Source organism: Alteromonas sp. 5NS40-0096, assembly GCF_057544385.1.
This window is the reverse complement of sequence record NZ_BAAJLQ010000001.1, coordinates 223034-247544: the sequence shown is the minus strand read 5'-3', so window position 1 is coordinate 247544 and position 24511 is coordinate 223034. Positions and strand designations below refer to the sequence as shown.

Here is a 24511-nt window from a genome sequence, read left to right as displayed (position 1 = left end):
TTTATTCTTCCTTGGTCTTTGGCGCTTTTTTAAACATACCCAACATTTTGTCTTTCAAGCTGGGTTTCCCTTCAGTCATTTCTTCATTATTGCCCACAACCGCGGGTTTCTCGGGTGCTTGCTCAGCGGCTGCGGCTCTTTTTCGTTTCCACAACACAATAACCACTGTCAAACCACCGAACAACAAAATAGCCCCATTAACCGCTACCACAATCATGATGAGCTGATCATCTGTCATGCCCATTTCTTGTGATTCGCTGCTTTGTAAATCCTCACTCATATCCATCATTGAGTTTGGGTCGGCCATGGCCATTTCTAAATCGACATTCTCGCCCGTATTTTCCATACTCATGGTCTCGGGTTCGACTTCCTTGCTTTCGGCTAGGAACTGATATTCAGGAACGTCCAAGATGAAATCACGACCATTGACAGTTTTGCCGTATGCCGTGAGCTTGACCCGAAATATTCCTTCTTCAAAATTAATCACCAAATGCTCGCGAATCTGATCACTGGGCTCAGTGAGTGAAAAGTTTTGAATGTCACCATTGGGAAAGCGAATCTTTCCGTCAACTAGCAAAGAACGAATGTCTACCAAGTCACGATTGGCATCAATTAGTACCTTGTGATACCCCTCTCCACCACCGTCTAGCTCAGCATTGATAAGAATAGGGTTAGGATACAAGCGAAGTGGAGGGTCACGCTGTTCGCGTGTGAACATGGGCGTAACCACTCTGAACACCGGCTGCCACTCTCCAGGCGGTACGGTGAGATTAAACTGGCCGGTAAAAATACCATCTAGTGGCCGTTCGTCCATCCCTCGTCCATTGTCTTCAAAGGTGGCAATAACCTGATTATCCGCGCCAAAGTTATCGTAATTTGGGTTGTTAGTACTACCCAGTTCGATGGACAGACTCACAACGTCGCGAAATTCGCTGTAGTCTATGGGTTCGTCGCCATTGGTCAAAAACGCGGTTTGCTTGAGAATTTCGCCAGAAAAGATGATAGGCGGCAGAGGGTCGGCATGTAACTTAATGTCTGACAGTACCATCACTCTACTGCCTTCGAGAATTTGACCAACCGCTTGCCACGGACCGGGGACAGGATTTTTGATGCTAATCATGTCGTACGTGTCAGAGTCGTACCAAAAAATATCCTGACCTTCGACTTGGCTCTGGAATATCTTTGAACCATCAGGTTTCACTAATACAACAGGCGCTGAGCCATATTCTCGAAAGAACACCATGGTCACTTCGGTCACGTTGTAGTCTATTCTGAAGCGGTTTTGGAGTAGCTTAATACCGTTGTGGTAATCACTACCCAATTTTTCAATTGGAGACGCTTCTTCCATTTGCATCTTGTCGGCCATATCACCGTCTGTTTGCTGAGCAAAAACGGCAGATGACACCATAAACAAACCAAGAACAAATGTACGAAGAGCCCTTACCATCGAATTATTCTACCTACCTAATGGGAATATTATTGTCGCCACAAACACTTTCCTCCCGCTTTCTCGACAATATCGAGGCGGGCTTCGTGTTGTTCTAATTCATCGGCAGATGCTTGAATTACCTTTAATTTATTTCCATTGCGCTGAATACGTCGAATCGCCTCGGCGCCACCGGCTTGCTCTGATGATGACTTACCCGCCAAATTTAGACTTGTTTGGCCACCCGTCATCATCAGGTACACGTCGGCTAGAATTTCGGCATCTAACAAAGCGCCGTGAAGTTCCCGATGGCTATTGTCAATACCATAACGGCGACACAACGCATCTAGGTTATTTTTCTGGCCTGGATGCATTTGCCTTGCAAGCACTAGCGTGTCTAGCACACCACACATTTCACCGGTCACTGTGCCTCTTGTCGTCGGCTCCATATTAAACTCATGGTCCATAAAGCCAACGTCAAAAGGCGCGTTGTGGATGACTAACTGCGCACCACTGATAAACTCGATAAAGTCTTTCGCCACATCTCTAAACTTCGGTTTGTCAGCCAAAAACTCATTGGTAATACCGTGAACTTCAATCGCTTCTTGTTCCACGATGCGCTCTGGATTGATGTAGACGTGAAAATGATTGCCGGTTAGCTTGCGGTTGATGACTTCAACGCAGCCGATTTCGATAATACGATGCCCTTCTTTTGGGTCGATACCAGTGGTTTCCGTATCCAATACGATTTGACGAACTGCCATTTGTGAGGAGTGCCCTAAACTGATCTTTTGTTAAGTGATATCTTACTGTATTCGGGCCATTAAATCACAGGGCACTTGAGATTTTCTAGCGCACGGAACCAAAACGCGTTCCCTCTCGCGCAAAACAGGTGCACAGCGCTCCGACCTGGTCAGCCCCCCCTAACATACAGCTGCCACGGTCTTCTGATGAATTGTACCAGACGCATGAATAACCGAATTCTACAGGGTCGATTTTCTCTATCAGGGCAATCCCCTGCTCGCCTGGCTGACGCTGCTCAGTATGAAAAACGACACATCCTGACACGGCAAACACCGAGATAAGAGCAATAAACACAAATCCTTTGTAATTCCCCATCGCTAAACGCCCTCGTAAGACCAACGCACCTTGTTAGCTTAGCGCATAAATACCGTTGTTGAAACGTGCGATTGAAGAATAATAAGAGCATCCGCTGCACTTTTTCAGTACCATACGACACTGAAAACTGCTGCATGTTAATAGGAATCACCTTGGCAACGAAAAAACGCGTACAAATCTATACTGATGGCTCATGTATAGGCAATCCTGGACCTGGTGGGTATGGCGCTATACTGGTATACGGCAAACATCGAAAAGAGCTGAGTGATGGGTATGCACTAACCACCAATAATCGGATGGAATTAATGGCGCCAATTGCGGCATTAAACGAATTGAAGCAAACCTGTGATATCGACCTCACCACCGACAGCCAATACGTCAAAAATGGGATCAACCAATGGATTAAAAACTGGCGTAAAAATGGTTGGCGTACTGCCGATAAAAAGCCCGTGAAAAACGCAGATCTCTGGCAAGCACTAGACAAAGCCGTTAGCCAGCACAATATCGAATGGCATTGGGTCAAAGGTCATTCAGGCCACCCAGAAAACGAACGTTGCGACGACTTAGCTCGCGAAGCTGCAGAAGCTAAACCGACGCAAAAAGACGAGGGCTACGCCGGTTAGCGTAATAAGGCTAGGCAAACGCTTTCAGTGGAATCCAGATGTCTGTTACCGCTTCATGGGCTGGGACATCTGGATAAAACGTAATTCTCTCCAATATCGGTGGTTTGTGCGCAATTTGATACCCTTGTTCATCAGCGTAATGTGAAATCAAGTAGTGAACGATTTCACCAATCGATTGCTCTGGACCTTGCCACCTCACGTGTAAACACGTTTCGCCGCCAATAGTGTCAGCCATCATGGTTTCCGGCAAAGATACTGACAACGAAAGTTCGGCCGCCAAGCCCATTGCCCACTCGTCATCAGGCGTTACATTGGGATCAGCGTACATGACATTGAATGTACGACTTCTGCTCGGCGATAACCCCACACTTTTGCGCCAGCCGATAAATTCACCAAGTGATTTTGGCAAATACCGAACACTGCCTTTATGCACCAGCACTGCAACGTCTACCGGCTCAAACCACACTAAATCCACAGTCAGGGAAGCCAACCAACCCGATGGAGAATCGATGCATATCGGGGTTTTGGACTGCATATCAAAAGATGGACTCGCTCGATAGGCTTTAGGAGTCACGCCAACATATCGCTGAAACGCTCGCCCAAAACCGTCATGTGAATCAAACCCAACGGTTAACGCGATGTCCAGAATTGACATTTCTTGACGAAAGGCGAGCATATACGCCGCCCGATTAAGTCTTAAATCCCGCTGCATTTTGGCCATACTCATGCCGAACTGACGATGAAAATGCCGATGAAGCGACGACACGGACATGTTGCACTGTTCAGCGAGAGCTTTCGCATCAATAACTTGCGTTTGATTGTGCTCAATAGATTGTTTAACGTCACAAATTTCCATTATGATTCTCTTTCCTGTGGACCTTCCTTAAGCTTAAAGCTCTGACGAGCTGACTTCTCGACCATTTTTTCACTCCCAGGCCATAATAATTTTTCCTTTTGTGTCGTTAGTCTCAAGCCGCTGATGTGCGTTAGCGATTTGGTCTACAGGCAGTATGCTATCGACATTTACCCTTAGTGTTTGGGATTCAAACTTATCAAGCCATTGGTCACTAAATTGCTGAGTTAACTCGGTTTTGTATTGGTTGTCTCGATTTCGAAGTGTGCTGCCAATAATCTGTGCACGCTTACCTAGCAATTGGGCCATGTCCAATTTGTCTGCATACCGCCCTCCCAACATCGCCAAATAAACGATACGACCATCTAATGCCAATAAGGATAAATTCCGATTGAGATAGTCCCCGCCTACCACGTCGATAACGGTATTGATGGATGACGACCAGTTGGTTTTAACGACATCTTTAAAGCATGAGGTCCGGTAATTGACGAGTAAGTCGGCACCAGCAAGACGGCATACATCAAGCTTTTCTTGGCAAGATGCGGTTACCGCGACTTCAGCCCCTAATGCCTTACAAAGCTGAATCGCCGCCAAGCCAACACCACTGGCTCCCGCGTGAATTAGCACACGGTCGTGTTTTTTGACCTGCCCTAACCAGCAAACACTCTGAAAGGCCGTTAGAAATACTTCAGCAAGCCCAGCAGCATGAAGAGGGTCCATGTTTTTTGGTTGTGACATGAGATGATCTTGATGAACGCAAACACGCTCGGCGTATCCGCCGCCGGGTACAAGGCCAAAAACCGCGTCGCCAAGCTCCCATTTAGTGACTTTGCTACCCAATGCCACAACGGTTCCAGACACTTCTAATCCGAGAATATCACTTTCGCCTTGAGGCGGTGGATACTTACCCAGTCGTTGCAATGTATCCGCGCGATTGACTCCAAACCCTGACACTTTTACCACGACTTGGCTCTCGTCCGGCTTTGGGTCGGGACAATGATCAATGGTTAGGGTACTGGGTGGGCCGCCGGGCTCAAAACGAATAAAACGCATTGAAATCGCCTTACTAAAATACAGGTTGAAGAAGCACGTAGGGCCACTATACCACCTATCAATACATTGGCATTCGCCAAAGTGAAGACGAGGCGCTATACTTCGCGCCCAATTGAAACAAAGAGATTATTTATGGCTGCCACCATCGTTTTACAACCCGAGCGCGAGAAGTCAATCAAAAGGCGTCACCCGTGGATTTTTGCTGGTGCGGTAGCATCACTAAAAGGGCGCGCGCGAAAAGGCGATACGGTAGAAGTAGTCAGTGCTAAAGGCGAGTGGCTGGCCCGTGGCGCCTATTCACCCGATTCACAAATACGCGTTCGCATATGGACCTTTAATCAACAAGAGAGTATTGATAACGCTTTTTTTTGCCGTCGTATGGAGAGCGCTTATACCTTGCGTCAACGCATTGCAGCGCAATCTAACACCAACGCGTTTCGATTAATCGCCGCCGAATCAGACGGTTTACCTGGCGTAACGATTGACGTATACAACACGGTCGCCGTGCTACAACTGCTCAGCGCGGGCGCAGACAAGCATAGAGATAAAATCATCTGGGCGTTAAAAAAAGTGATGCCTGACGTCGCGATTTACGAGCGCAGTGATGTAGATGTAAGGAAAAAAGAAGGCTTGGAGCCCGTCGTTGGCACTATTCATGGCGAACACCCAGATGTAGTTCAAATCGAAGAACACGGCATAGCTATCAATGTTGACGTAAAAAATGGCCACAAAACCGGGTTCTACTTGGACCAGCGAGACAACCGAGCCGCAGCAGCCCGTTACGCTGAAGGAGCGGAGGTTCTCAATTGCTTCAGTTACACTGGAACATTTGCCTGCTACGCGTTGAGAGGCGGAGCCAAACACGTAACTAATGTGGATGTTTCAGAACCCTCACTGGCACTTGCCCGTGAACACCTTGATCTCAATGGCTTAAACCCGCAGCAATGCACCATGCAAAACGCTGACGTGTTTCAGGCGCTCAGAGAATATCACCAAGAACAAAAACAGTTCGACGTTGTTATCTTAGATCCGCCTAAATTCGTTGACAGCAAAGCCAGCTTGAACAGAGCGTCTCGAGGATACAAAGACATCAATTTGTATGGCATACATGCAGTCAAGTCAGGCGGCATACTGTTGACGTTTAGCTGCTCAGGTTTGATGCCGGCCGATTTGTTTCAAAAAATCGTAGCCGATGCCGCATTGGACGCTGGACGAAACATCAAGATCATTGAGCGATTGACGCAAGCTGCCGACCACCCAGTGAGTGGCAACTATCCAGAGGGGTATTATTTGAAGGGGTTAGTCTGCGAAGTCACAGACGCCTAAACGAGCTGCCAAACGGCACTCGCTCTAAACCCACAAAAAAGTCGCGCAATTCGCGACTTTTTTATTTCATTTCGGAAATTTCGACACCCACAACGCAGCTACTTTCAGTTTCAGGTACACAACGTACGACTTTCGCTACTGCTGCTAAAGAAGGAATCTGTGAGCTTGTGGAATCGATATTGACACTGACTTGTGTACCAATCTCGATTGATGGCTCATCAACTTCCAAAGACATACCTGTCGCGCTGATATCTTTGCATACTGCTTGTATTGTACGACTCGATTCATCATCGTTGATTTGCAACTGGCAAGGCGAGTTGACCATCATGCGAAAGAAATTTCTCTTGTCATCATATCCCAGCATTCTTACATCTCCTGAATGTCGAATGGGCAAACACCGTGCTTGTCCCTTAATCAACATGCCGATTCGGTGACCGCTATAATCGTTATAGGGGGATAGTGAAAAGATGTCAACCATTGCAATGATCGCTAGCGTAGTCTGAGCACTGATTCCTTCGACTACCGCTTGTCCTGCAGAACGTTTCTGAGAGGAGTGGTAACCGTTTTCGCTCAATTCATAGCGTATCGCGTGACGAGAGCCTAGTGGCTCCGTACAACCAAGCGATATCGCTGACGAATTCGAGCATTTAGGGTGGTAACAGCTGACATCCCCTTATTTTCGTCTGTAACCTTCGTCACACTTTCACCACATCATGACTCTCTTTGCCGATGCCGTTATGCTTTAAGAAGTTAAACTTTTGCCTCTTCCAATGCCATTGCGATGCGCTTTGCAGATATCGGGTATGCCGTACCTAGCTGCTGAGCAAATAAAGACACTCGTAACTCTTCTATCATCCACTTAACGTCTGCAACCTCATCAGGTACTTTGTGCGCTTGAAATTGCTTACACACTTTTTCGTACTGCGCAGTGACCTTTTCAATGGTGACTTGCTGCATGCGATCTTTAGATGGGTCCACCGGCAATTTTTCTAACCGACGGGCCAACCCTTTAAGGTAACGATTCCAGTCAGCTAAACGACTCGCCCCAATATCACTGACAAACCCCGGATAAACCAGACTGTTCAAATGCGCCTTAATATCACCAAGGGCACTAACCATGGTCAAAGGTACATTGCCTTTCATTTGCTTTGCACATTGGTGCGCCAGTGTTAGGCCTGTTTCAACTTGCTGTGCTAGCTCCAGCACTTTGTCGTTAATGCGGCCTCGTATGTAATCTGCCGCCGCTTCAAACGTATCTTTATTGCGTATGTCACAGTTGTGTTCTCGCTTGAACTCAGCAGCGAGTGCATCAATTCCCGCTAAAATACAATCGTCAATGAGAGCTTTGATTTGCCCAAATGGATTGAAATACAGTCCTAATTTAGCCTTGTTTGGCAGCTTGTCTTGCAGGTATCGCAGAGGTGACGGCATGGCGTTCTTCAGCAATACATTCACGCCTTTTCGATGCAGCTGAGCGGCCTTTTCTGGGTCTTCCACCAATTCGATATCAACAACACTTCCCTTGCCTACCAGTGCAGGAAACGCTTGCATTTCAAAACCGCCGTGTCGCTGTACAAACACCTCAGGTAACGCATCAAAATCCCACGTTACTATGTCTTTTCTCTCTAGTTCGGGCGTCGCAGCCTGTTCAAAAGTTTGTTTTACTTGGCCTGATAAGGCGTCTTGTAAAACCACTAAGTCATCACCAGTATGAATGACGTCACCCGCGTCATTAGTCACAGCGAAATGCATTTTTAAATGCGTTTCCAGGGTCGCTGATAACCAATCCTCTCGATCGACTGTTACGCCTGTCATACGCCTCAGTTTATCTGATATCGCGTCGACCAAGGCAACGGGACGATTGTGTTTGTCGGTTTGTTGCATGTCAGCGATACACGCATCGGCATAATTGGGGGCTGGCACAAAGTTTTTACGCAATTTCTTAGGTAAACTTTTAATCAGGGCGACAATAAGTTCATGTCGTAGCCCCGAAACTTGCCAATCAAATCCGTGAGGTGAAACTTGATTTAGCAGTGGTAAAGGAATCAAAACCGTTACCCCATCATCCACTGCATTGGGCTCGAAATTATATTTTAGCGGCAAAGTAATATTGCCCTGGCGCCATACATCGGGAAAAGCATTTTCGACAGCGTTGGGTTGCTGAACAAACACATCATCTTCAGTCATCAACAGACTGATGGATTGGCCCGCTTGTTTCCACCACTTTTTAAACGCGGCTTCGTTGTTGACGTCCTGCGGTATTTTACTGGCGTAAAATTCCACTAAAGCCTGTTCTTCAACCATGAGATCGCGGCGACGAGTTTTCTGCTCCATTTCATCCGCGAGTTCCAGCAGCGCTTGGTTCTCGGTCAAAAAACCGTAGTTTAACCGTGTGTCACCATTAACAAGTGCTTCGCGAATGAATAATTCATGACAGACAGCAGGGTCGTGTTGGCTATACACTACTGCGCGTTTCGCTACGATTGGTAGACCGAATAAGCTAACCTTTTCAAACGCTAATACGGCGCCGCGCTTTTTAGACCAGTGCGGTTCAGAGTAACTCTTTTTCACCAAATGTGATGCCAATGGCTCGACCCAAGTTGGGTCGATTTTGGCATTCACTCTGGCAAACAATTTTGACGTCTCAACCAATTCTGCAGACATTACCCATTTGGGACTGGCTTTAACAATACCGGAACCGGGAAACAACATAAATCGTGCATTTCTCGCTCCAAGGTATTCACGGTCTTTATCCTTAAAGCCGATATGAGACAACAGCCCCGCACACAATGCTTTGTGGATACTGTCATAGTCAGCTTCACCTTGACTGATACCCATGCCGATTTCTGCTACCGATTTTTTCAATTGGCTAACGATATCCTGCCACTCTCGCATGCGTAAATAATTGATAAAGCTTTGCTTACACCATTTTCTCAACTGATTATTCGTCAATTCAGCTTGTTGTGCCTTGAACAAATTCCACAAGTTAAGAAGGCTGATAAAGTCTGATGACTTGTCTGAATACTCTTTGTGTTTTTCGTCAGCGGCTTGTCGTTTTTCTTGCGGACGCTCTCGCGGGTCTTGGATAGAAAGCCCGGCAGCAATCACAATAACTTCCATTAATGCATTGGTTTTACCCGCTTCAACGACCATTCTGGCGTACCTAGGGTCAATTGGTAATCGTGCGATATTGCGCCCCATTGGTGACAATTGAGGTCGTCCCTTTTTGTGTTGTATTGCTCGAATCTCCTCGAGCAGACGAAAACCGTCAGTAATATTGCGATTGTCAGGCGGCTGTACAAACCCAAAGGACTGAATATCGCCCAAACCCAGGGATAACATCTGCAGAATAACCGAAGCCAAGTTGGTTCTGAGAATTTCAGGATCCGTAAACTCGGGGCGGCCGAGGTAGTCCTGTTCAGTATACAAACGAATACAAATACCTTCAGAAACACGTCCGCAGCGCCCTGAACGCTGATTGGCAGACGCTTGCGATATCGGCTCGATAGGGAGGCGTTGCACTTTACTTTTTGCGCTATAGCGAGAAATTCTCGCCGTACCAGGGTCAATAACATACTTGATTCCGGGTACTGTGAGTGATGTTTCTGCAACGTTAGTCGCCAATACTATGCGCTGACCGGAATGCGACTGGAATATTCGATTCTGTTCACTGGCGGAGAGGCGAGCATACAGTGGCACTATCTCGGTATTTCGATATTTCTGTTTTTCAAGGGCATCCTGTGTATCTCGAATTTCTCGCTCGCCACTTAAAAACACGAGAATGTCGCCTCGAGCTTCTCGCTTTAACTCGTCTACCGCTTCAATGATGGCGTCTGTCTGGTCCTTGTCTTCGAGTTGTTCTTCTTCGCGATAGCGAATTTCAACGGGGAATGTTCTACCGCTAACCTCGACGATAGGCGCATTGTTGAAATGGCGAGAGAAACGTTCAGGGTCAATGGTAGCTGAGGTAATAATAAGCTTTAGTTCTGGTCGCTTTGCTAGCAGTTGCTTGAGGTAGCCGAGCAAGAAATCGATGTTAAGGCTGCGTTCGTGAGCTTCATCAATAATGATAGTGTCATACTGATTTAAAAATCGGTCTTGTTGCATTTCTGCCAGCAGCATACCGTCTGTCATAAGCTTAACGTAAGACTTATCACTGACTTGGTCAGAGAAGCGAATCTTAAATCCGACTTTCTCTCCAATTGGCGTCTTTAATTCTTCTGCTATTCGAGTGGCAACACTCCTAGCCGCTAAACGTCTCGGTTGGGTATGGGCAATCATGCCATCGACACCGCGACCTAATTCCAAGCAAATTTTAGGCAACTGAGTCGTTTTACCGGAGCCGGTTTCACCTGCAACGATGACCACTTGATGCGACGCAATGGCCGCTTTGATGTCGTCTTTTTTATCACTGACAGGTAACGCTGGATAGGTAATGTCAGGTAGGTTTTGCAAGCGTAAGTTACGGGCCGTTGCTGACGCTTCTATATCGAGGGCGATTTTCAACCACTGTTGTTCAACACCTTCTACCTTGTCGCTTATTTTTCGAGACAATTGTTGTAAGCGTCGCTTCAGTGGGAAACGATCAACAGACAAACAGGTCTCCAGCTGAGAATAAAGAGACTTGATAGAAGGTAATGATGGAGAGTTTTGCAAAACAGACGCTCGAATACTTAACTGGCCGCCGATCCTAGGTGAAGACGCCTAGAATTTCCAGTGTAATCCTACGCTTGCAAGGAATAATTGGTTCATATCTGCGCGTACAAACCAATTAGGTCAGAAAGCATCTGCGGATTCAACACCTTAAAAAGGGGTTGAACGCCCCTTTTCTAACTGGCGATTCCTTGATAACCATCGCGCAATTGCACATCTATCGCGTACAAGACGTTGGTTCTGTTGATCGCACCCACTAGATAGCCATCATCATCGACAACAGGGTATACCTTGGGTTTGTCTTGCATAAATCGCTGGGCAAGCTCAAGCACAGAAGAATAAGGTTTAACCGACATCACATCCGTCTTCATGATCTCTTTTACAAGGCAAACACGCTCCCTGTAGTAGCTCGACTCTATCATACAATGGATACAGTCTTGTTCAGACAAAAAGCCAACTACCTTGCCAACGTTGTCGACTACAGGCCCACCCGTTTGCTGCGTTTGCAGCAGCCGTTCGACGGCCTCAGCCACTGACATATTTTCATTTAGCTTGACGGGGTGTACATTCATGTAGTCACTGACTTTTAGAGATTCCATAGCGCCTCACTTTGCCCAATTCGCGATAAAGAGCGTTTGTCATTTTTGCTTTTGCTCGTGTAGTTATACCCAAGGGTATAATTAGAGATTAGCCCCATATAACTGATGAGGCTAATTTTTCGCGAAAAATATGAGGTTATTTTACCCAATCTTGATAAATGCCAACTGCAAGGCGACCATCAAATGTTATTTTCGCCCGATACATGCCGGGTGTATTGAAGGGTGTGGCAATATTGCCATGCTTATCGATTGCAATAACGCCGCCATCTCCGCCGGCCTCTTTCAGCACTGACATGACAACTTCATCCGCTGCTTTATCGATGGATAAACCTTTGTATTTCATTCGAGCACAAATGTCAGCTGCTACATTGTAACGGATAAAGTATTCACCGTGGCCCGTGGCAGATACGGCACAGCTGTCGTTGTTAGCATAGGTTCCCGCACCAATAATCGGTGAATCCCCTACTCGGCCATATCGCTTTGCTGTCATCCCTCCCGTTGACGTACCGGCAACGATATTGCCTTCCTTGTCTAACACCACTGCACCCACTGTGCCAAATCGTTCATTACCAATTTGCCCACCGTATCGTTGGGCTGACTGGTTGATTCGCGCTTTCGCTCTCTCAAGCGCCTTTAACCGACTTGGGGTATCAAAAATCGTATTCTCCACAACAGCAATACCCTGCGTCCTCGCAAACGACTCAGCGCCTCTTCCACTGAGTAGTACATGTGGAGATTGATGCATCACGGCTGAGGCCAGTTCAATTGGATTTTTGATAGTTGTTACCCCTGCTATCGCTCCCGCATTGAGCGTACCACCATGCATAATAGATGCATCGAGCTCATGCGTCCCATCAAACGTGTAAACCGCGCCCACGCCAGCATTAAACAGTGGTGAATTTTCTAGCATTTTTATCGTAGCTATCACCGCGACTTCACCCGGTTCGCCGGCTTCGAGTAATGCGTGTCCTTTTTTCACAGCTTCTGTGAGCGTTGCAATATATTGTTTTTCTAGCTCTGGTGTCATGTTGGCTTTTAAAATGGTGCCAGCTCCACCGTGAATAGCGATAGCCGTTGGGTGATTATCATGGGCGATAGCGAAGTGGCAGCCAAACATTAAGCAACCAGCGAGAGCGGCTTTGATAAATGATTTCATAATCCCTCTTTCGTTTTGTTCACAATGTCGTCAGGTAGCAGTGTCTTGCTTTGGCCTTTGCGATTAGTGTTGTACACTGCCTAGCGCAATTACGTTAATGATGTTTATGAGCAATTACAATGAATAATATGACCTTTCTGTGGCACGATTACGAGACATTTGGTGTGAGCCCACAAAAAGACCTGCCTTGTCAGTTTGCCGCCATTAGAACCGACATGGACCTCAATGTCATCGGCAAGCCTATTAACATCATGTCGCAAATTGCCAATGATTACTTACCTCAGCCAAGAGCATCTCTTGTCACTGGCATTACCCCTCAGCAAACGTTGCGTGATGGTATGATTGAAGCCGAATTTGCGAAGCAGATTCAGGACGAAATGGCAACGCCTGGGACGTGTGTAGTGGGTTACAATAGCATTCGATTTGACGATGAAGTGTCGCGATATTTGTTCTACCGTAACTTCTACGATCCGTACAGCCGCGAATGGCGAAATGGAAACAGTCGGTGGGATATCATTGATTTAGCCAGAGCCTGCTATGCTTTGAGACCAGAGGGCATTGAATGGCCAACGAACGATGATGGAACGCCGAGTTTTAAACTCGAATTGCTGACGCAAGCTAACAACATAGACCACGGTCATGCCCACGACGCGCTTTCTGATGTGTATGCAACCATCGGATTAGCCAAGCTAATCAAAGAGCGCCAACCCAAATTGTTCGATTTTGGTTTTTCATTGCGCTCGAAGCAAACTGTCATCAGCCAAATAAATCAGCAGATGGGCAAAGTCCTACTTCACGTGTCATCTAAAATCCCCGCTTCTCAGGGCTGCTGCACGTGGATCATGCCGATTGCCCAACACCCTACCAACAGCAATGCTTACATTGCTATTGATCTTTCCAAACCTATCGATACTTTGTTAGATCATGACGCTGAAAGCATAAAATCATGGCTTTACGCAAAGACTGATGAACTTCCTGAAGGCATTGCGCGACCAGGCCTCAAACTGATTCATGCAAACAAATCGCCTTTTATCACTACCGCCAAAGCCATGACACAAGAAAACGCTGAGCGTTTAGGTTTAGACAGAGAGTATTGTTTATCTAATTATCAAACCTTGGCCAAAGCCCAAGGGTTAGCAAACAAACTGATTGATGTTTACACCGAAGACTATGGCGACAAAGAAGACGACGTCGATCATGCGCTCTATTCTGGAGGCTTCATGTCTGATGAAGAACGTCGCTGGTGTAATGACGTCATAAGCAGTGCCCCTGAAAACCTAAGTACCTTTGCCGACAAAACTCAAAACGCGAAATTACGCACCCAGCTGTTTAGGTATCGCGCCCGAAACTACCCTAATACACTCACTTATGAAGAGGCGCAGAAGTGGCAACGTCACCGCCAAGAGAGATTAAGCGATCCTTCTTCACCATCAAGTATCACTCTTGAACCCTATCTTGTTGAATTAGAAAGTTTATTCGAGGAATACCGAGACAATAGTCACAAAACCCGCATCCTCAAAGATTTGTTTGAATACGCTAAAAATCTTTGACGAATACATTCGATTGCGCTTACATTAGTATTATCCTTTAGTGTAAGGAGCGGCGTTCTTTATTGAGTTTCGTATCGTACAAAACTTAAGCTCTTAGAAAAAATGGGGCAAATCAAAGAACAGCGCGTCTTGTACACTTAAATATTTTTCATAATAGCCGATAACAATAAAAACAAAGGCTGGAAGTAATAATGAAAGGCGCAATAGTATCGTTTGATGAGACAAAAAACTTTGTCGATTTGACATTATCTCCGAAAGACTTTGACGGAGAGATCAGTAGTGAGTCTTTGTTAAGCGAGATTTTAGAAAGCGAATTCAACGTTCTGTACATCTCTCAGAGTAGCGTAAAAAGTGCCTGTGAGAAAGCCAATCACCTGTTCAAAACCAGAGACTTTTCAGACGTGACCGAGCGAATAGGCGAACGCCGACACGCCGAGGTCGAGTTTAGAGTCCCCGAAGACCAGATGTCTGCGCAACTGCTCATTACTGCGCCTTTTGGAGGGAAGTTACCTACCGTAGCCGCTGTGCTAAAACTAGCTCAGAAAAGTAACATCATCAGAGGCTTAGGTACTAAGCGAATCAAAGCCCTTTTACTCAAAGCAAAAGATGCGACCCCGGGGCAAATCGTCGAAAATATTGTCGCCATAGGACTGCCCCCAAGAGATGGTTATTCATCGCGTTTCAAACCACTAGTCCCCAACGCACTCGAGCGTGTACTCAAACCCCAAACTGATGAAAATGATCGTGTCGACATGCGAAATTTGGGTGAGGTTATCTGTGTAAAAGCGAACACTGAGGTCCTTAGACGTTTGCCGCCGAGCAGCGGTCGAAGTGGCTTTGATGTGAGAGGTAACAAACTGCCAGCCAAAGAAGGGGATTGGAGCCCATTCAAGATGGGGCGCGGTACGGCGGTACACGACAAAGATGCGAATTTACTGGTAGCGACGGTTGCTGGGATGCCGAAATACCAAGACCTGACAATGAATGTCGACGACACCTTTATCTGTAGTGGAGTTAACGTTGGCACCGGGCACGTTAATTATGATGGCGCGGTATTAGTCAATGGCGATGTCACCGAGAAAATGGTTATTCGGGCCTCTGGGGATGTCACAATTAACGGTTTTGTCGAATCCGCCGAAATAGAGGCTGGAGGAGATATCATTATTACCGAAGGTGCGCTTGGCAAGGTCAATGACAACGCCACAGAATATAGTTGCCGTTTGCAAGCTGCTGGCAGTATACACGTGCAACACGGGCAAGGTATCAATCTTTTATGTAGTGGTAACGTTACGGTTGGTCGACAACTCGCATACAGCAAAATCCAATGTGGTGGAGATGTCATTATTGGCCAATTGGATAGGCCACAAGGTAATATTTTTGCTTGTGACATCGTTTGTCAGGGCCAAGTCGCTGCGGGCACACTAGGTGCAGTTTCAGGTAGTACCCTTAAGATTGACTTTAGCGTGGGATTCAACAACCTAATGGAAAAACGGGATGGTCTCGATGAACTCTTGTCGGTACTCAAGAAAAATAACCTGAGACACAAAGAGAAACTCGATTACATCAACAGCAAATACGTGCCAAAAGACTTAAAAGATAAAGTAATGGAAGCCCAAGAGTTGCTAAAAAATGAGGACGCACTGCTCAACTGGATAGAGCTAAAAAGCACCGAGTTAAAAGATGCCAAAGAGCGCTACTTGGAAAATGCACGCTTGGTCGCGACTAAACGTATGTATGCTGGTGTTTCGGTCAAATTAAACAACAGAGCTTGGCGCTCCGAAAGAGAGTACGACAGGTCGACGGTAATATACGAAGGGCACCAGTGGCAGTACGAGCCTTTGGTTAATGTCTAACTAGCGATTCTCGCACAATTGTGGCCATCGCGTTTGGCCATTCCGGCGGCTCGGTTTGCTCTTTCGAACCAATCTGAAAAGTTTTCACTGTCTGCTAGCGATGCCATCCCTATAGAAACCACCGCCTGCTTAACGGAAGAAAGCGAATGTTGAGCCAATCCTATTAACAGGCGATCGCCCAAGACTTTGACTGCCTCTACCGGAGTTTGCGGACACAGAATCAATAGACTATGTGCACTCCATCGTGCGGCAACATCGACCTCTCGGACCGTTGCTAAACATACATTAGCGATGTGTTTCACCGCCTCATCGGCTGCCTCAACACCGTATTTATCCGCTAGTGGTTTGAGATTATCAATATCAATTAAAATGAGGCTGGCCGGTGAGTTGAACCGCTGAAACCGCGATACTTCATCTTCTACTTTGTGAAGCATGTAGTTGCGATTGTACAGCCCAGTGAGAGAGTCATGGGACGATAAAAACTCTAGCGTACGGTTTTTGTCAGTCAATACGGCTTCTAAACGCTCTACTTCCTGAGTTTTACGATCCAGCGCGGCATAGAAGGTTTTTACCACGCGTCTACGCCAAAAATTTAATGTTAAAGCCAATAAACATCCACACACAATCAAAATCGTCAGTGTATATTCGTCAGATTTTTGCACTTTCACGTTGTGCCAGCGTTTTAGAATTTCGACTTTATTGCTTTCTGGGATCGATGCGATAGCCTCGTTAAATACGCTGATTAGGGAACGTTGCGATTTCATCACCCCGAGGGTCATTGAATCATAGGGTTCGGCGTAACCCACAATGACCGCATTACTGTATTGGCCTGAATTAATGGCATTGTTTACCGAAAGCAAAGAACCAACCATCACATCTAGTTTGCCCTGATTTACCAAAGCTATACCTTCTAGTTCGGTATCGATATATCGAATCTTAATATCCGGATAATACCGGGCGATGTACTCTGCATGGCGGGACGCTTTAGTTACACCAACAATCCGATCACCAATTCCACCATACCCCTGTAAATATGGACTATTTGATTTTGCAACGAGGACATTTGGCGCTTCAAAATAAGGTTGGCTAAAGTCGAGGAAGCGCAAATGATTAGGACTGGGAGCCACCATTGCGATGACCTCACAACGACCCAACTGCACATATTCTAGACTTTGTTCCCAGGATTCTGTCGGCACTAATTCAAACTGAATATTCGCTTTGGCACTGATAATTTCAATGAAGTCTGCACTGATGCCCACGTGCCTATTGTCACGTATGGCTTCATAGGGCATCCAATCTGGTTCGACGCAATAGGTTACCGTTGATTTTGCAAAGGCGTGATGAGACCAAGTCAAACAAAGTAAGACAAATACCAGTCCACATTCCAACGCTCGCCTTAACTTCAAAAAACACCTCATTTTCAACCTTACCTCTCAATCACGGGTAGTATTACCGCACGTGACCCAATATTCAAGAACATAAATATCAGGTCACTTTATTTTTTACTTGATATTGAGGCTCCATATAGCGACGCTCTGACATAATAACGAAAAGACGTTGCAAAGCGGTGTCCAGATCGCCTTGGCTCAGATACAGAGGGGTAAACCCAATGCGAAGAATGGAAGGGGCTCTGAAGTCAGCAATGACACCAGCATCAATCCATGCTTGGCATATAGCGTAGCTTTGAGGATGTGAAAATGCGAGTTGACTTCCTCGTTGTGAGACCTCTTTTGGCGATACCAAATCAAATTCTGATAACAAACCCAAGCTATCCATCTGCGCAAGAAAGTAAACGGATAACTCTTGAGACGCCTGTTCGACGTCTTTCATATCAATCTCATCAAACACGTTCAGCGCTGCATCCAATACTGACATGCCGATGACGCCCGGCGTGCCAGATAAATTTTGTTTTATCGATTCAGCAGGCACGTAATTTGGAGAAAATTCGAACGGAGAAGCATGCCCCATCCAACCGCTAATAGGTTGCCGATAAACCTGCTGATGTCGTTCAGACACATAGATAAAACCGGGGGAACCAGGCCCACCGTTTAAGTATTTGTAGGTACAACCTACAGCGAAATCGACCTGGCACTCGTCCAATTCAACCTTGAACGCACCCGCGCTATGGGCCAAGTCCCACACGACCAATATCCCGAGCGCATGAGCAGCTTGTGTGATAGTGGCCATATCCAGCTTTTGTCCTGAGCGAAAGTTAACTTGGGTCAACACCAATACCGCCACATCTTCAGATAATTGGGCGAGTATGTCAGCCTCATCAATCAAGGTTAGATCGATGCCATTGTGACGACTCACCACACCCTCGAGAGTATATATGTCGGACGGAAAGTTATCGATTGTCGTCAACACTTTGCTGCGGCCCGTTTGCATAGTTAGCGCTGCACTGACAACTTTGAAAAGATTGACGCTAATTGTGTCACAACAAATGACTTGCCCGGGTGCAGCCCCGACCAATGTACCAATTTTGTTGCCTACTGTTTCGGGTAAATCGATCCAATCGTGACGATTCCAACTCGTAATTAGCCCCTGTGCCCATTGTTTTTCAACGACTTCTTTGGCTCTGTTTTGTGCAGATAACGGCATCGCTCCCAGCGAATTTCCATCCAAATAAATAGTGCCTTCTGGTAGCGCAAATTGTTCTGCTCGATAAACGCTTGATATCGACGGTTTGTTGTTCATGATATTAAATCACTGATGAATAAGGGTAACTAACAATTCAAATGACGCGGAGTCTGGATGTAAATAATCAAAGTGTCCAGCGCCATCCAGTTCATATATAGCGGCCTGAGCTAAGCCCAAATGTTGTCTGGGTACAATCTTATCCTTGGTACCGAGTAATAGCTTTACGGGCATCGCATATTGAAAGTTCACTGGATTCGCCTTTGCGTAGGTATCACCTAATTCCTTTGGCATTCCACCCATAAATTTTGGTGTTGCAGATTGGCAACTCCCCTTATCATTTGCGTAGTCAACGATATCTGTAATTGCCGCTAAACCAATTACAGAACGAAACGCAAATTGACTTCGGGCTGCACTCAACAATGCCAAATGACCACCCGCCGAATGCCCTACTAAATGGATGTTCTCATTGGTGGATGCTTGGCGCCTGTGTTGAATTGCGGCTGCTAATCCGGCTTCGATATCAACCAAGGTTCCTGGCCACCCACCACCTTCATCTCCGACTCTTCTGTATTCTAGAGAATAGACGTCGACGCCGTTTTGCCGCAAAGCCGCAGACATGGCATCGCTGTGACTTCGATCAAATTGATTTAACCAACAGCCACCATGAATAAAAACAACCGCTGGAGATGAATCGTCTTGGCCATTCTGCTTTGCTTGCCAATACGCTATGTTTTGCAAAGGCAAATCGCCATATTGAATATGGGATGTAGGTGCATCGGCAGAGAGAGTGAGAATATCGCTGTAAGGGACGTCTAAGGGCTTATCTTTAGCATGTGAAGACACACTCAGAAGCACCACAACTAGGATACAAAGTCTAACCATTGGTTCTTTAACAAAAAAAGGCACGATATCGCTATCGTGCCATCTTTGTACGAGGAATCAACCGTTACAGCATTTCTACTGCAAGCGCGACACCCTCTCCGCCACCAATACACAGTGACGCGATCCCTTTCTTTAAGCCTTTTTGGTTTAAAGCATGAAGTAAAGTGACGAGAATTCGAGCGCCAGATGCACCGATTGGATGACCTAATGCGCAAGCGCCACCTTTGACGTTTACTTTAGACTCGTCCAAGCCCAACTTGCGAATTGCCAGCATTGTCACCATCGCAAATGCTTCATTAATCTCAAACAAATCAACGTCGTCTTTAGACCAACCCGCCTTATCTAATACTTTTTCCATAGCGCCAACAGGGGCTACTGTGAAATCTTCAGGCTTGATCGAGTTTGTTGCGTGGGCGACAACCTTAGCCAAAGGCGTCAAGCCCAATTCTGAGGCTTTTTCTGCACTCATGACAACCAATGCCGCCGCGCCATCAGAAATGGAGCTCGAATTCGCAGCAGTGACGGTACCGTCCTTTTTAAACGCAGGCCTCAAGCTCGGGATTTTCTCTGGTCTTGCGCTGCCTGGACCTTCGTCTGTATCGACAACAATCTCTCCTTTACGGGTCGCGATAGTCACAGCAGAGATCTCGTCATTAAAGGTGCCATTGGCAATCGCGTCATTGGCTTTAGATAGTGAAGCTAAAGCAAACTCATCCATTTCAGAGCGAGTAATTTCTTCTGAATCGGCGGTGTCTTGGGCAAAGCACCCCATTGCTTTACCATCATAGGCATTTTCTAGCCCATCAAGCATCATATGATCAAGTGTTTGTCCATGTCCCATGCGATACCCACCACGTGCTTTAGGCAACATGTAAGGCGCATTACTCATGCTTTCCATACCACCAGCGACGACAGCTTGAGCAGATCCAGCTTTGATCAGGTCGTGCGCTAGCATGACAGCTTTTAAGCCTGAACCGCAAACTTTGTTAATCGTGGTAACACCAGCCGAAAGTGGCAATTCGGCTTTCAATGATGCCTGTCTCGCTGGAGACTGGCCTAAACCCGCAGGTAACACACACCCCATAATCACTTCATCAATGTGATTAACATCTACATCAGCGCAGGCCGCCTTGATCGCATCTGCACCTAAATCCGTTGCTGGCACACCAGACAAACTCCCCATGAAACCGCCCATTGGAGTCCTTTTCGCCGCTACAATTACTACTGTTCCATCACTCATAGTCTTAGTGCCTCTATTACTGGTTCAATAAGTTGAGTTGCGAGTACGCCATCAAACCGTACACATAAGTAAACACTTTCTGCTAGCTGACGCATACCCACAACCTATGACAGGTTGACGTTAAGAAAATGTTACCTTACCTTAACGTTAAGTATAATTTACGTTAACGTAAACCTGAATACCTCGACTGTCAATCCGACAATCGAAACCGGGTAACCACTAGGTGTAAACCACAAGGTATTGTGAATGACTACACACAATAATGAACCAACCTATACCATCGGCGAGCTCGCCCGTGATTTCGACATCACTCCACGCTCAATCCGTTTCTATGAAGAGCAGGAGCTTCTGAGTCCAAAAAGAACGGGACAAACCCGAATCTACTGTAACAAAGACCGTGTAAGGTTAAAGCTAATTTTACGTGGTAAGAGGTTGGGCTTCTCATTAGCCGAGGTAAAAACATTATTTGAAATGTATGACACTAATCCGAATTCAGCCGTGCAACTTGAAACCATGATTGCATTGACCGAACAGAAACGTGCCGTACTCCTACAACAATTAGAAGATATTCAAATGCTCATGACAGAACTGAATGACGTCGAGTCTCGCTGTCGCGAAGAGTTAGCAGAACTTAAACGAGGCAAAATTGCATGAACACTCTCTACCCTACTCTCAATTTCGGTCTTGGCGAAGATATCGATATGCTTCGCGATCACGTTTATCAATTCGCGCAAAACGAAATTGCACCATTGGCAGAATCTTCTGACGAGAACAACCAATTTCCTAATGAACTTTGGCCTAAACTTGGCGAAATGGGATTGTTGGGTGTTACGGTTTCTGAACAATACGGCGGTTCAGGTATGGGCTATTTGGCTCACACCGTTGCCATGGAAGAAGTTAGCCGTGCCTCAGCAGGTATTGGCCTGAGTTATGGCGCACACTCAAACCTGTGCGTAAACCAAATATACCGCAATGGCAACGACGCTCAACGAGAAAAATATTTACCAAAATTGGTCAGTGGTGAGCACATTGGCGCATTGGCTATGAGTGAGCCTAACGCCGGTTCTGATGTCGTCAGCATGAAACTCAAAGCGGAAAAGCGCGGCGATGTCTACGTGTTAAACGGCAATAAAATGTGGATTACTAATGGGCCAGACGCAGACACTTTCGTGATCTATGCGAAAACCGATCCTAACGGTGGCTCTCGTGGTATCACCGCGTTCATCGTAGAAAAAGATTTCCCTGGATTCAGCCGAGCACAAAAGCTAGACAAGTTGGGCATGCGCTCTTCCAATACCTGTGAATTGGTATTTGAAGACTGTGAAGTGCCTGCTGAAAACATACTAGGCCGAGAAGGCTCGGGCGTTGAAGTGCTGATGAGCGGTTTGGACTATGAGCGTTTAGTACTGTCTGGCGGACCACTTGGTATTATGCAAGCCTGTATGGATATTGTTGTGCCCTATATTCACGACCGACAACAGTTTGGTCAATCCATCGGCCAGTTCCAATTGGTTCAAGGCAAAGTAGCAGACATGTACACGCAAATGAATGCTGCACGTGCGTATGTCTATGCTGTTGCACAATCATGTGACCGCGGCGAGACAACACGAAAAGACGCCGCTGGTGCTATCCTCTACTCTGCCGAGTTGGCGACTAAAATGGCATTAGATGCTATCCAATTACTCGGTGGTAACGGATATATCAATGAATACCCAACAGGGCGATTACTTCGCGACGCCAAACTCTATGAAATCGGCGCTGGAACGTCTGAAATTCGACGTATGCTGATTGGCCGCGAGTTGTTCAACGAAACTAAGTAATTCAAAAGCTTTGATTAGAGGCCCACAAGAGGCCTCTTTACCTCACGACAGAAACTATCTGACTACGGTCAGATTTTTAGCATAATAGGAGGGTCAACGTGCCCGTCATCAAAAGTGCAATAAATACCAAATCTGACGCTTTCGCCGTCAACCGTGAACACATGGTTGAACAAGTCAATGACCTTAAATCGGTGATTGATACTGTCAAGCAAGGCGGCGGTGAAAAAGCCGCAGCGCGCCATCAATCTCGAGGAAAACTGCTTCCTCGTGACCGAATTAACGCTTTACTCGACCCAGGTTCGCCGTTTTTGGAAATCGGTCAACTAGCCGCTTATGACGTCTACGAGGACTATGTGCCTTGTGCAGGAGTGGTTGCGGGAATCGGCCTTGTTAATGGCCAAGAGTGCATGATAGTGGCAAACGACGCCACTGTGAAAGGTGGAACCTACTATCCATTAACCGTTAAGAAACACCTACGCGCTCAAACCATTGCCGAAGAAAATCACTTGCCGTGTATCTATCTTGTCGATTCCGGTGGTGCGAATCTGCCTCGTCAAGATGACGTATTCCCCGATAAAGACCACTTCGGTCGTATTTTTTTCAATCAGGCGAATATGTCCGCTCAAAATATTCCTCAACTAGCAGTGGTCATGGGTTCTTGCACCGCTGGTGGGGCTTATGTTCCCGCCATGGCAGATGAAAGCATCATAGTGAAAGATCAAGCGACTATCTTCTTGGGTGGCCCACCATTAGTGAAAGCTGCGACAGGTGAAGTAGTCAGCGCCGAAGAGCTCGGTGGCGGCGATGTTCACACGCGGATATCCGGAGTTGCAGACCACTTGGCCAACAACGACCACCATGCGTTGAGCATTGCCAGAGATGCCGTTGCGCGATTAAATCGCAAGAAAACCATCGATATTGACGTGACTGAGCCGCGAGCGCCGCTTTACGACAGTAAAGAGATTTACGGCATCATTCCCAAAGACACGCGCCAACAATTTGATGTGAGAGAAATCATTGCCCGTATTGTTGACGGGTCTGAATTTGACGAATTTAAAGCGAGATACGGTACCACTTTAGTATGTGGTTTTGCTCGTATCTTTGGTTACCCTGTTGGCATCGTTGCAAACAACGGCATTTTGTTTGGCGAATCCGCGATGAAAGGCGCGCATTTTGTAGAACTGTGTGCCCAGAGAAAAATCCCATTGGTCTTCCTGCAAAACATTACCGGGTTCATGGTTGGTAAACAGTACGAGCACGAAGGTATTGCGAAACATGGCGCTAAGATGGTAACTGCCGTCGCCTGCGCAAAAGTCCCTAAACTAACCGTTCTTATTGGCGGTAGTTTTGGTGCGGGTAACTACGGGATGTGTGGTCGCGCTTATGACCCTCGATTCCTGTTTATGTGGCCCAATGCTCGTATATCGGTAATGGGTGGTGAGCAAGCCGCAGGCGTGCTTGCACAGGTTAAGCGAGATCAGAAAGAACGAGCTGGCGAGACTTGGAGTACAGAAGAAGAAGCGGCTTTCAAACAACCGGTAATTGATACCTACGAGAAACAAGGTCACCCCTACTACGCTTCGGCTAGGCTGTGGGATGATGGAGTCATTGACCCTGCAGACACTCGTCGTGTTCTGGGTCTATCGCTGTCTGCTGCGCTAAACAAACCCATCGAAGATACCCAGTTTGGTATCTTTAGAATGTAGTATTGAGGAGAC

19 protein-coding genes are annotated in these 24511 nt (G+C 46.6%); 7 read left to right on the top strand and 12 right to left on the bottom strand.

Annotated elements, in window-relative coordinates:
- Window position 1: 1 nt before the first annotated feature.
- Window positions 2-1447, bottom strand: a complete 1446-nt coding sequence (locus AC27G9_RS01210; protein ID WP_487070183.1) for a TIGR03503 family protein — start codon at window positions 1445-1447, stop codon at window positions 2-4.
- Window positions 1448-1476: 29 nt separating this feature from the next.
- Complete coding sequence (gene dnaQ, locus AC27G9_RS01205; protein ID WP_487070181.1) at window positions 1477-2190, bottom strand: DNA polymerase III subunit epsilon; 714 nt, start codon at window positions 2188-2190, stop codon at window positions 1477-1479.
- A gap of 507 nt (window positions 2191-2697) precedes the next feature.
- On the opposite strand from dnaQ, the gene rnhA reads away from it, so the two are divergent.
- On the top strand, window positions 2698-3168 hold the full coding sequence (gene rnhA / locus AC27G9_RS01200) for a ribonuclease HI (RefSeq protein WP_487070179.1): 471 nt from the start codon (window positions 2698-2700) through the stop codon (window positions 3166-3168).
- 10 nt (window positions 3169-3178) lie between these two features.
- Here the strand turns inward: rnhA and AC27G9_RS01195 are convergent, their stop codons facing one another.
- Together AC27G9_RS01195 and AC27G9_RS01190 are read right to left on the bottom strand one after the other, a co-directional pair.
- Window positions 3179-4024, bottom strand: a complete 846-nt coding sequence (locus AC27G9_RS01195; protein WP_487070177.1) for an AraC family transcriptional regulator — start codon at window positions 4022-4024, stop codon at window positions 3179-3181.
- A gap of 69 nt (window positions 4025-4093) precedes the next feature.
- Entirely contained in the window at window positions 4094-5074 is a 981-nt protein-coding gene (locus AC27G9_RS01190) for an NAD(P)H-quinone oxidoreductase (protein ID WP_487070175.1), read from the bottom strand.
- A 132-nt stretch (window positions 5075-5206) separates the two neighbouring features.
- Here AC27G9_RS01190 and AC27G9_RS01185 point away from each other — a divergent pair, with 132 nt between their 5' ends.
- Window positions 5207-6400 carry a class I SAM-dependent rRNA methyltransferase gene (locus AC27G9_RS01185; protein WP_487070173.1) on the top strand — a complete coding sequence of 398 codons (1194 nt, stop codon included), beginning with the start codon at window positions 5207-5209 and terminating at the stop codon, window positions 6398-6400.
- A 61-nt stretch (window positions 6401-6461) separates the two neighbouring features.
- Here AC27G9_RS01185 and AC27G9_RS01180 read toward each other — a convergent pair whose 3' ends face one another.
- The 4 genes from AC27G9_RS01180 to AC27G9_RS01165 all read right to left on the bottom strand — a co-directional run bounded on the left by AC27G9_RS01180 (window position 6462) and on the right by AC27G9_RS01165 (window position 12808).
- Window positions 6462-6764, bottom strand: a complete 303-nt coding sequence (locus AC27G9_RS01180; protein ID WP_487072031.1) for a PilZ domain-containing protein — start codon at window positions 6762-6764, stop codon at window positions 6462-6464.
- A 386-nt stretch (window positions 6765-7150) separates the two neighbouring features.
- Window positions 7151-11056: an ATP-dependent RNA helicase HrpA gene (gene hrpA / locus AC27G9_RS01175; protein WP_487070171.1), complete on the bottom strand. Its 3906-nt coding sequence runs from the start codon at window positions 11054-11056 to the stop codon at window positions 7151-7153.
- Between the two features lie 173 nt (window positions 11057-11229).
- A complete protein-coding gene (locus tag AC27G9_RS01170; protein WP_487070169.1) occupies window positions 11230-11652 on the bottom strand; it encodes a CBS domain-containing protein in 423 nt (140 codons plus the stop codon).
- Window positions 11653-11788: 136 nt separating this feature from the next.
- On the bottom strand, window positions 11789-12808 hold the full coding sequence (locus AC27G9_RS01165; protein WP_487070167.1) for an isoaspartyl peptidase/L-asparaginase family protein: 1020 nt from the start codon (window positions 12806-12808) through the stop codon (window positions 11789-11791).
- 119 nt (window positions 12809-12927) lie between these two features.
- Here AC27G9_RS01165 and sbcB point away from each other — a divergent pair, with 119 nt between their 5' ends.
- A complete protein-coding gene (sbcB, locus tag AC27G9_RS01160; protein ID WP_487070165.1) occupies window positions 12928-14358 on the top strand; it encodes an exodeoxyribonuclease I in 1431 nt (476 codons plus the stop codon).
- Between the two features lie 191 nt (window positions 14359-14549).
- Window positions 14550-16211 (top strand): flagellar assembly protein A, encoded by a 1662-nt coding sequence (locus AC27G9_RS01155; RefSeq protein WP_487070163.1) that lies wholly within the window; start codon window positions 14550-14552, stop codon window positions 16209-16211.
- Here the strand turns inward: AC27G9_RS01155 and AC27G9_RS01150 are convergent.
- From AC27G9_RS01150 to AC27G9_RS01135, 4 genes are all read right to left on the bottom strand, one after another.
- Window positions 16208-17617 carry a diguanylate cyclase gene (locus AC27G9_RS01150; RefSeq protein ID WP_487070161.1) on the bottom strand — a complete coding sequence of 470 codons (1410 nt, stop codon included), beginning with the start codon at window positions 17615-17617 and terminating at the stop codon, window positions 16208-16210. The two genes, AC27G9_RS01155 and AC27G9_RS01150, sit on opposite strands and share 4 nt — an antisense overlap.
- A gap of 79 nt (window positions 17618-17696) precedes the next feature.
- On the bottom strand, window positions 17697-18908 hold the full coding sequence (gene kynU / locus AC27G9_RS01145; protein WP_487070159.1) for a kynureninase: 1212 nt from the start codon (window positions 18906-18908) through the stop codon (window positions 17697-17699).
- A gap of 9 nt (window positions 18909-18917) precedes the next feature.
- Window positions 18918-19694, bottom strand: coding sequence for an alpha/beta hydrolase family protein (locus AC27G9_RS01140; protein ID WP_487070157.1), 777 nt, complete (start codon window positions 19692-19694; stop codon window positions 18918-18920).
- A gap of 103 nt (window positions 19695-19797) precedes the next feature.
- Window positions 19798-20973, bottom strand: a complete 1176-nt coding sequence (locus AC27G9_RS01135) for a thiolase family protein (protein WP_487070155.1) — start codon at window positions 20971-20973, stop codon at window positions 19798-19800.
- A 246-nt stretch (window positions 20974-21219) separates the two neighbouring features.
- Between AC27G9_RS01135 and AC27G9_RS01130 the strand changes: the two genes are divergently transcribed.
- From AC27G9_RS01130 to AC27G9_RS01120, 3 genes are all read left to right on the top strand, one after another.
- Window positions 21220-21627 carry a MerR family transcriptional regulator gene (locus AC27G9_RS01130; RefSeq protein WP_487070153.1) on the top strand — a complete coding sequence of 136 codons (408 nt, stop codon included), beginning with the start codon at window positions 21220-21222 and terminating at the stop codon, window positions 21625-21627.
- Window positions 21624-22793, top strand: coding sequence for an isovaleryl-CoA dehydrogenase (locus AC27G9_RS01125; protein WP_487070151.1), 1170 nt, complete (start codon window positions 21624-21626; stop codon window positions 22791-22793). Before AC27G9_RS01130 ends, AC27G9_RS01125 begins: the two co-directional genes overlap by 4 nt.
- A 98-nt stretch (window positions 22794-22891) precedes the next feature.
- Window positions 22892-24499: a carboxyl transferase domain-containing protein gene (locus tag AC27G9_RS01120; protein ID WP_487070149.1), complete on the top strand. Its 1608-nt coding sequence runs from the start codon at window positions 22892-22894 to the stop codon at window positions 24497-24499.
- The last annotated feature ends 12 nt before the right edge of the window (window positions 24500-24511 follow it).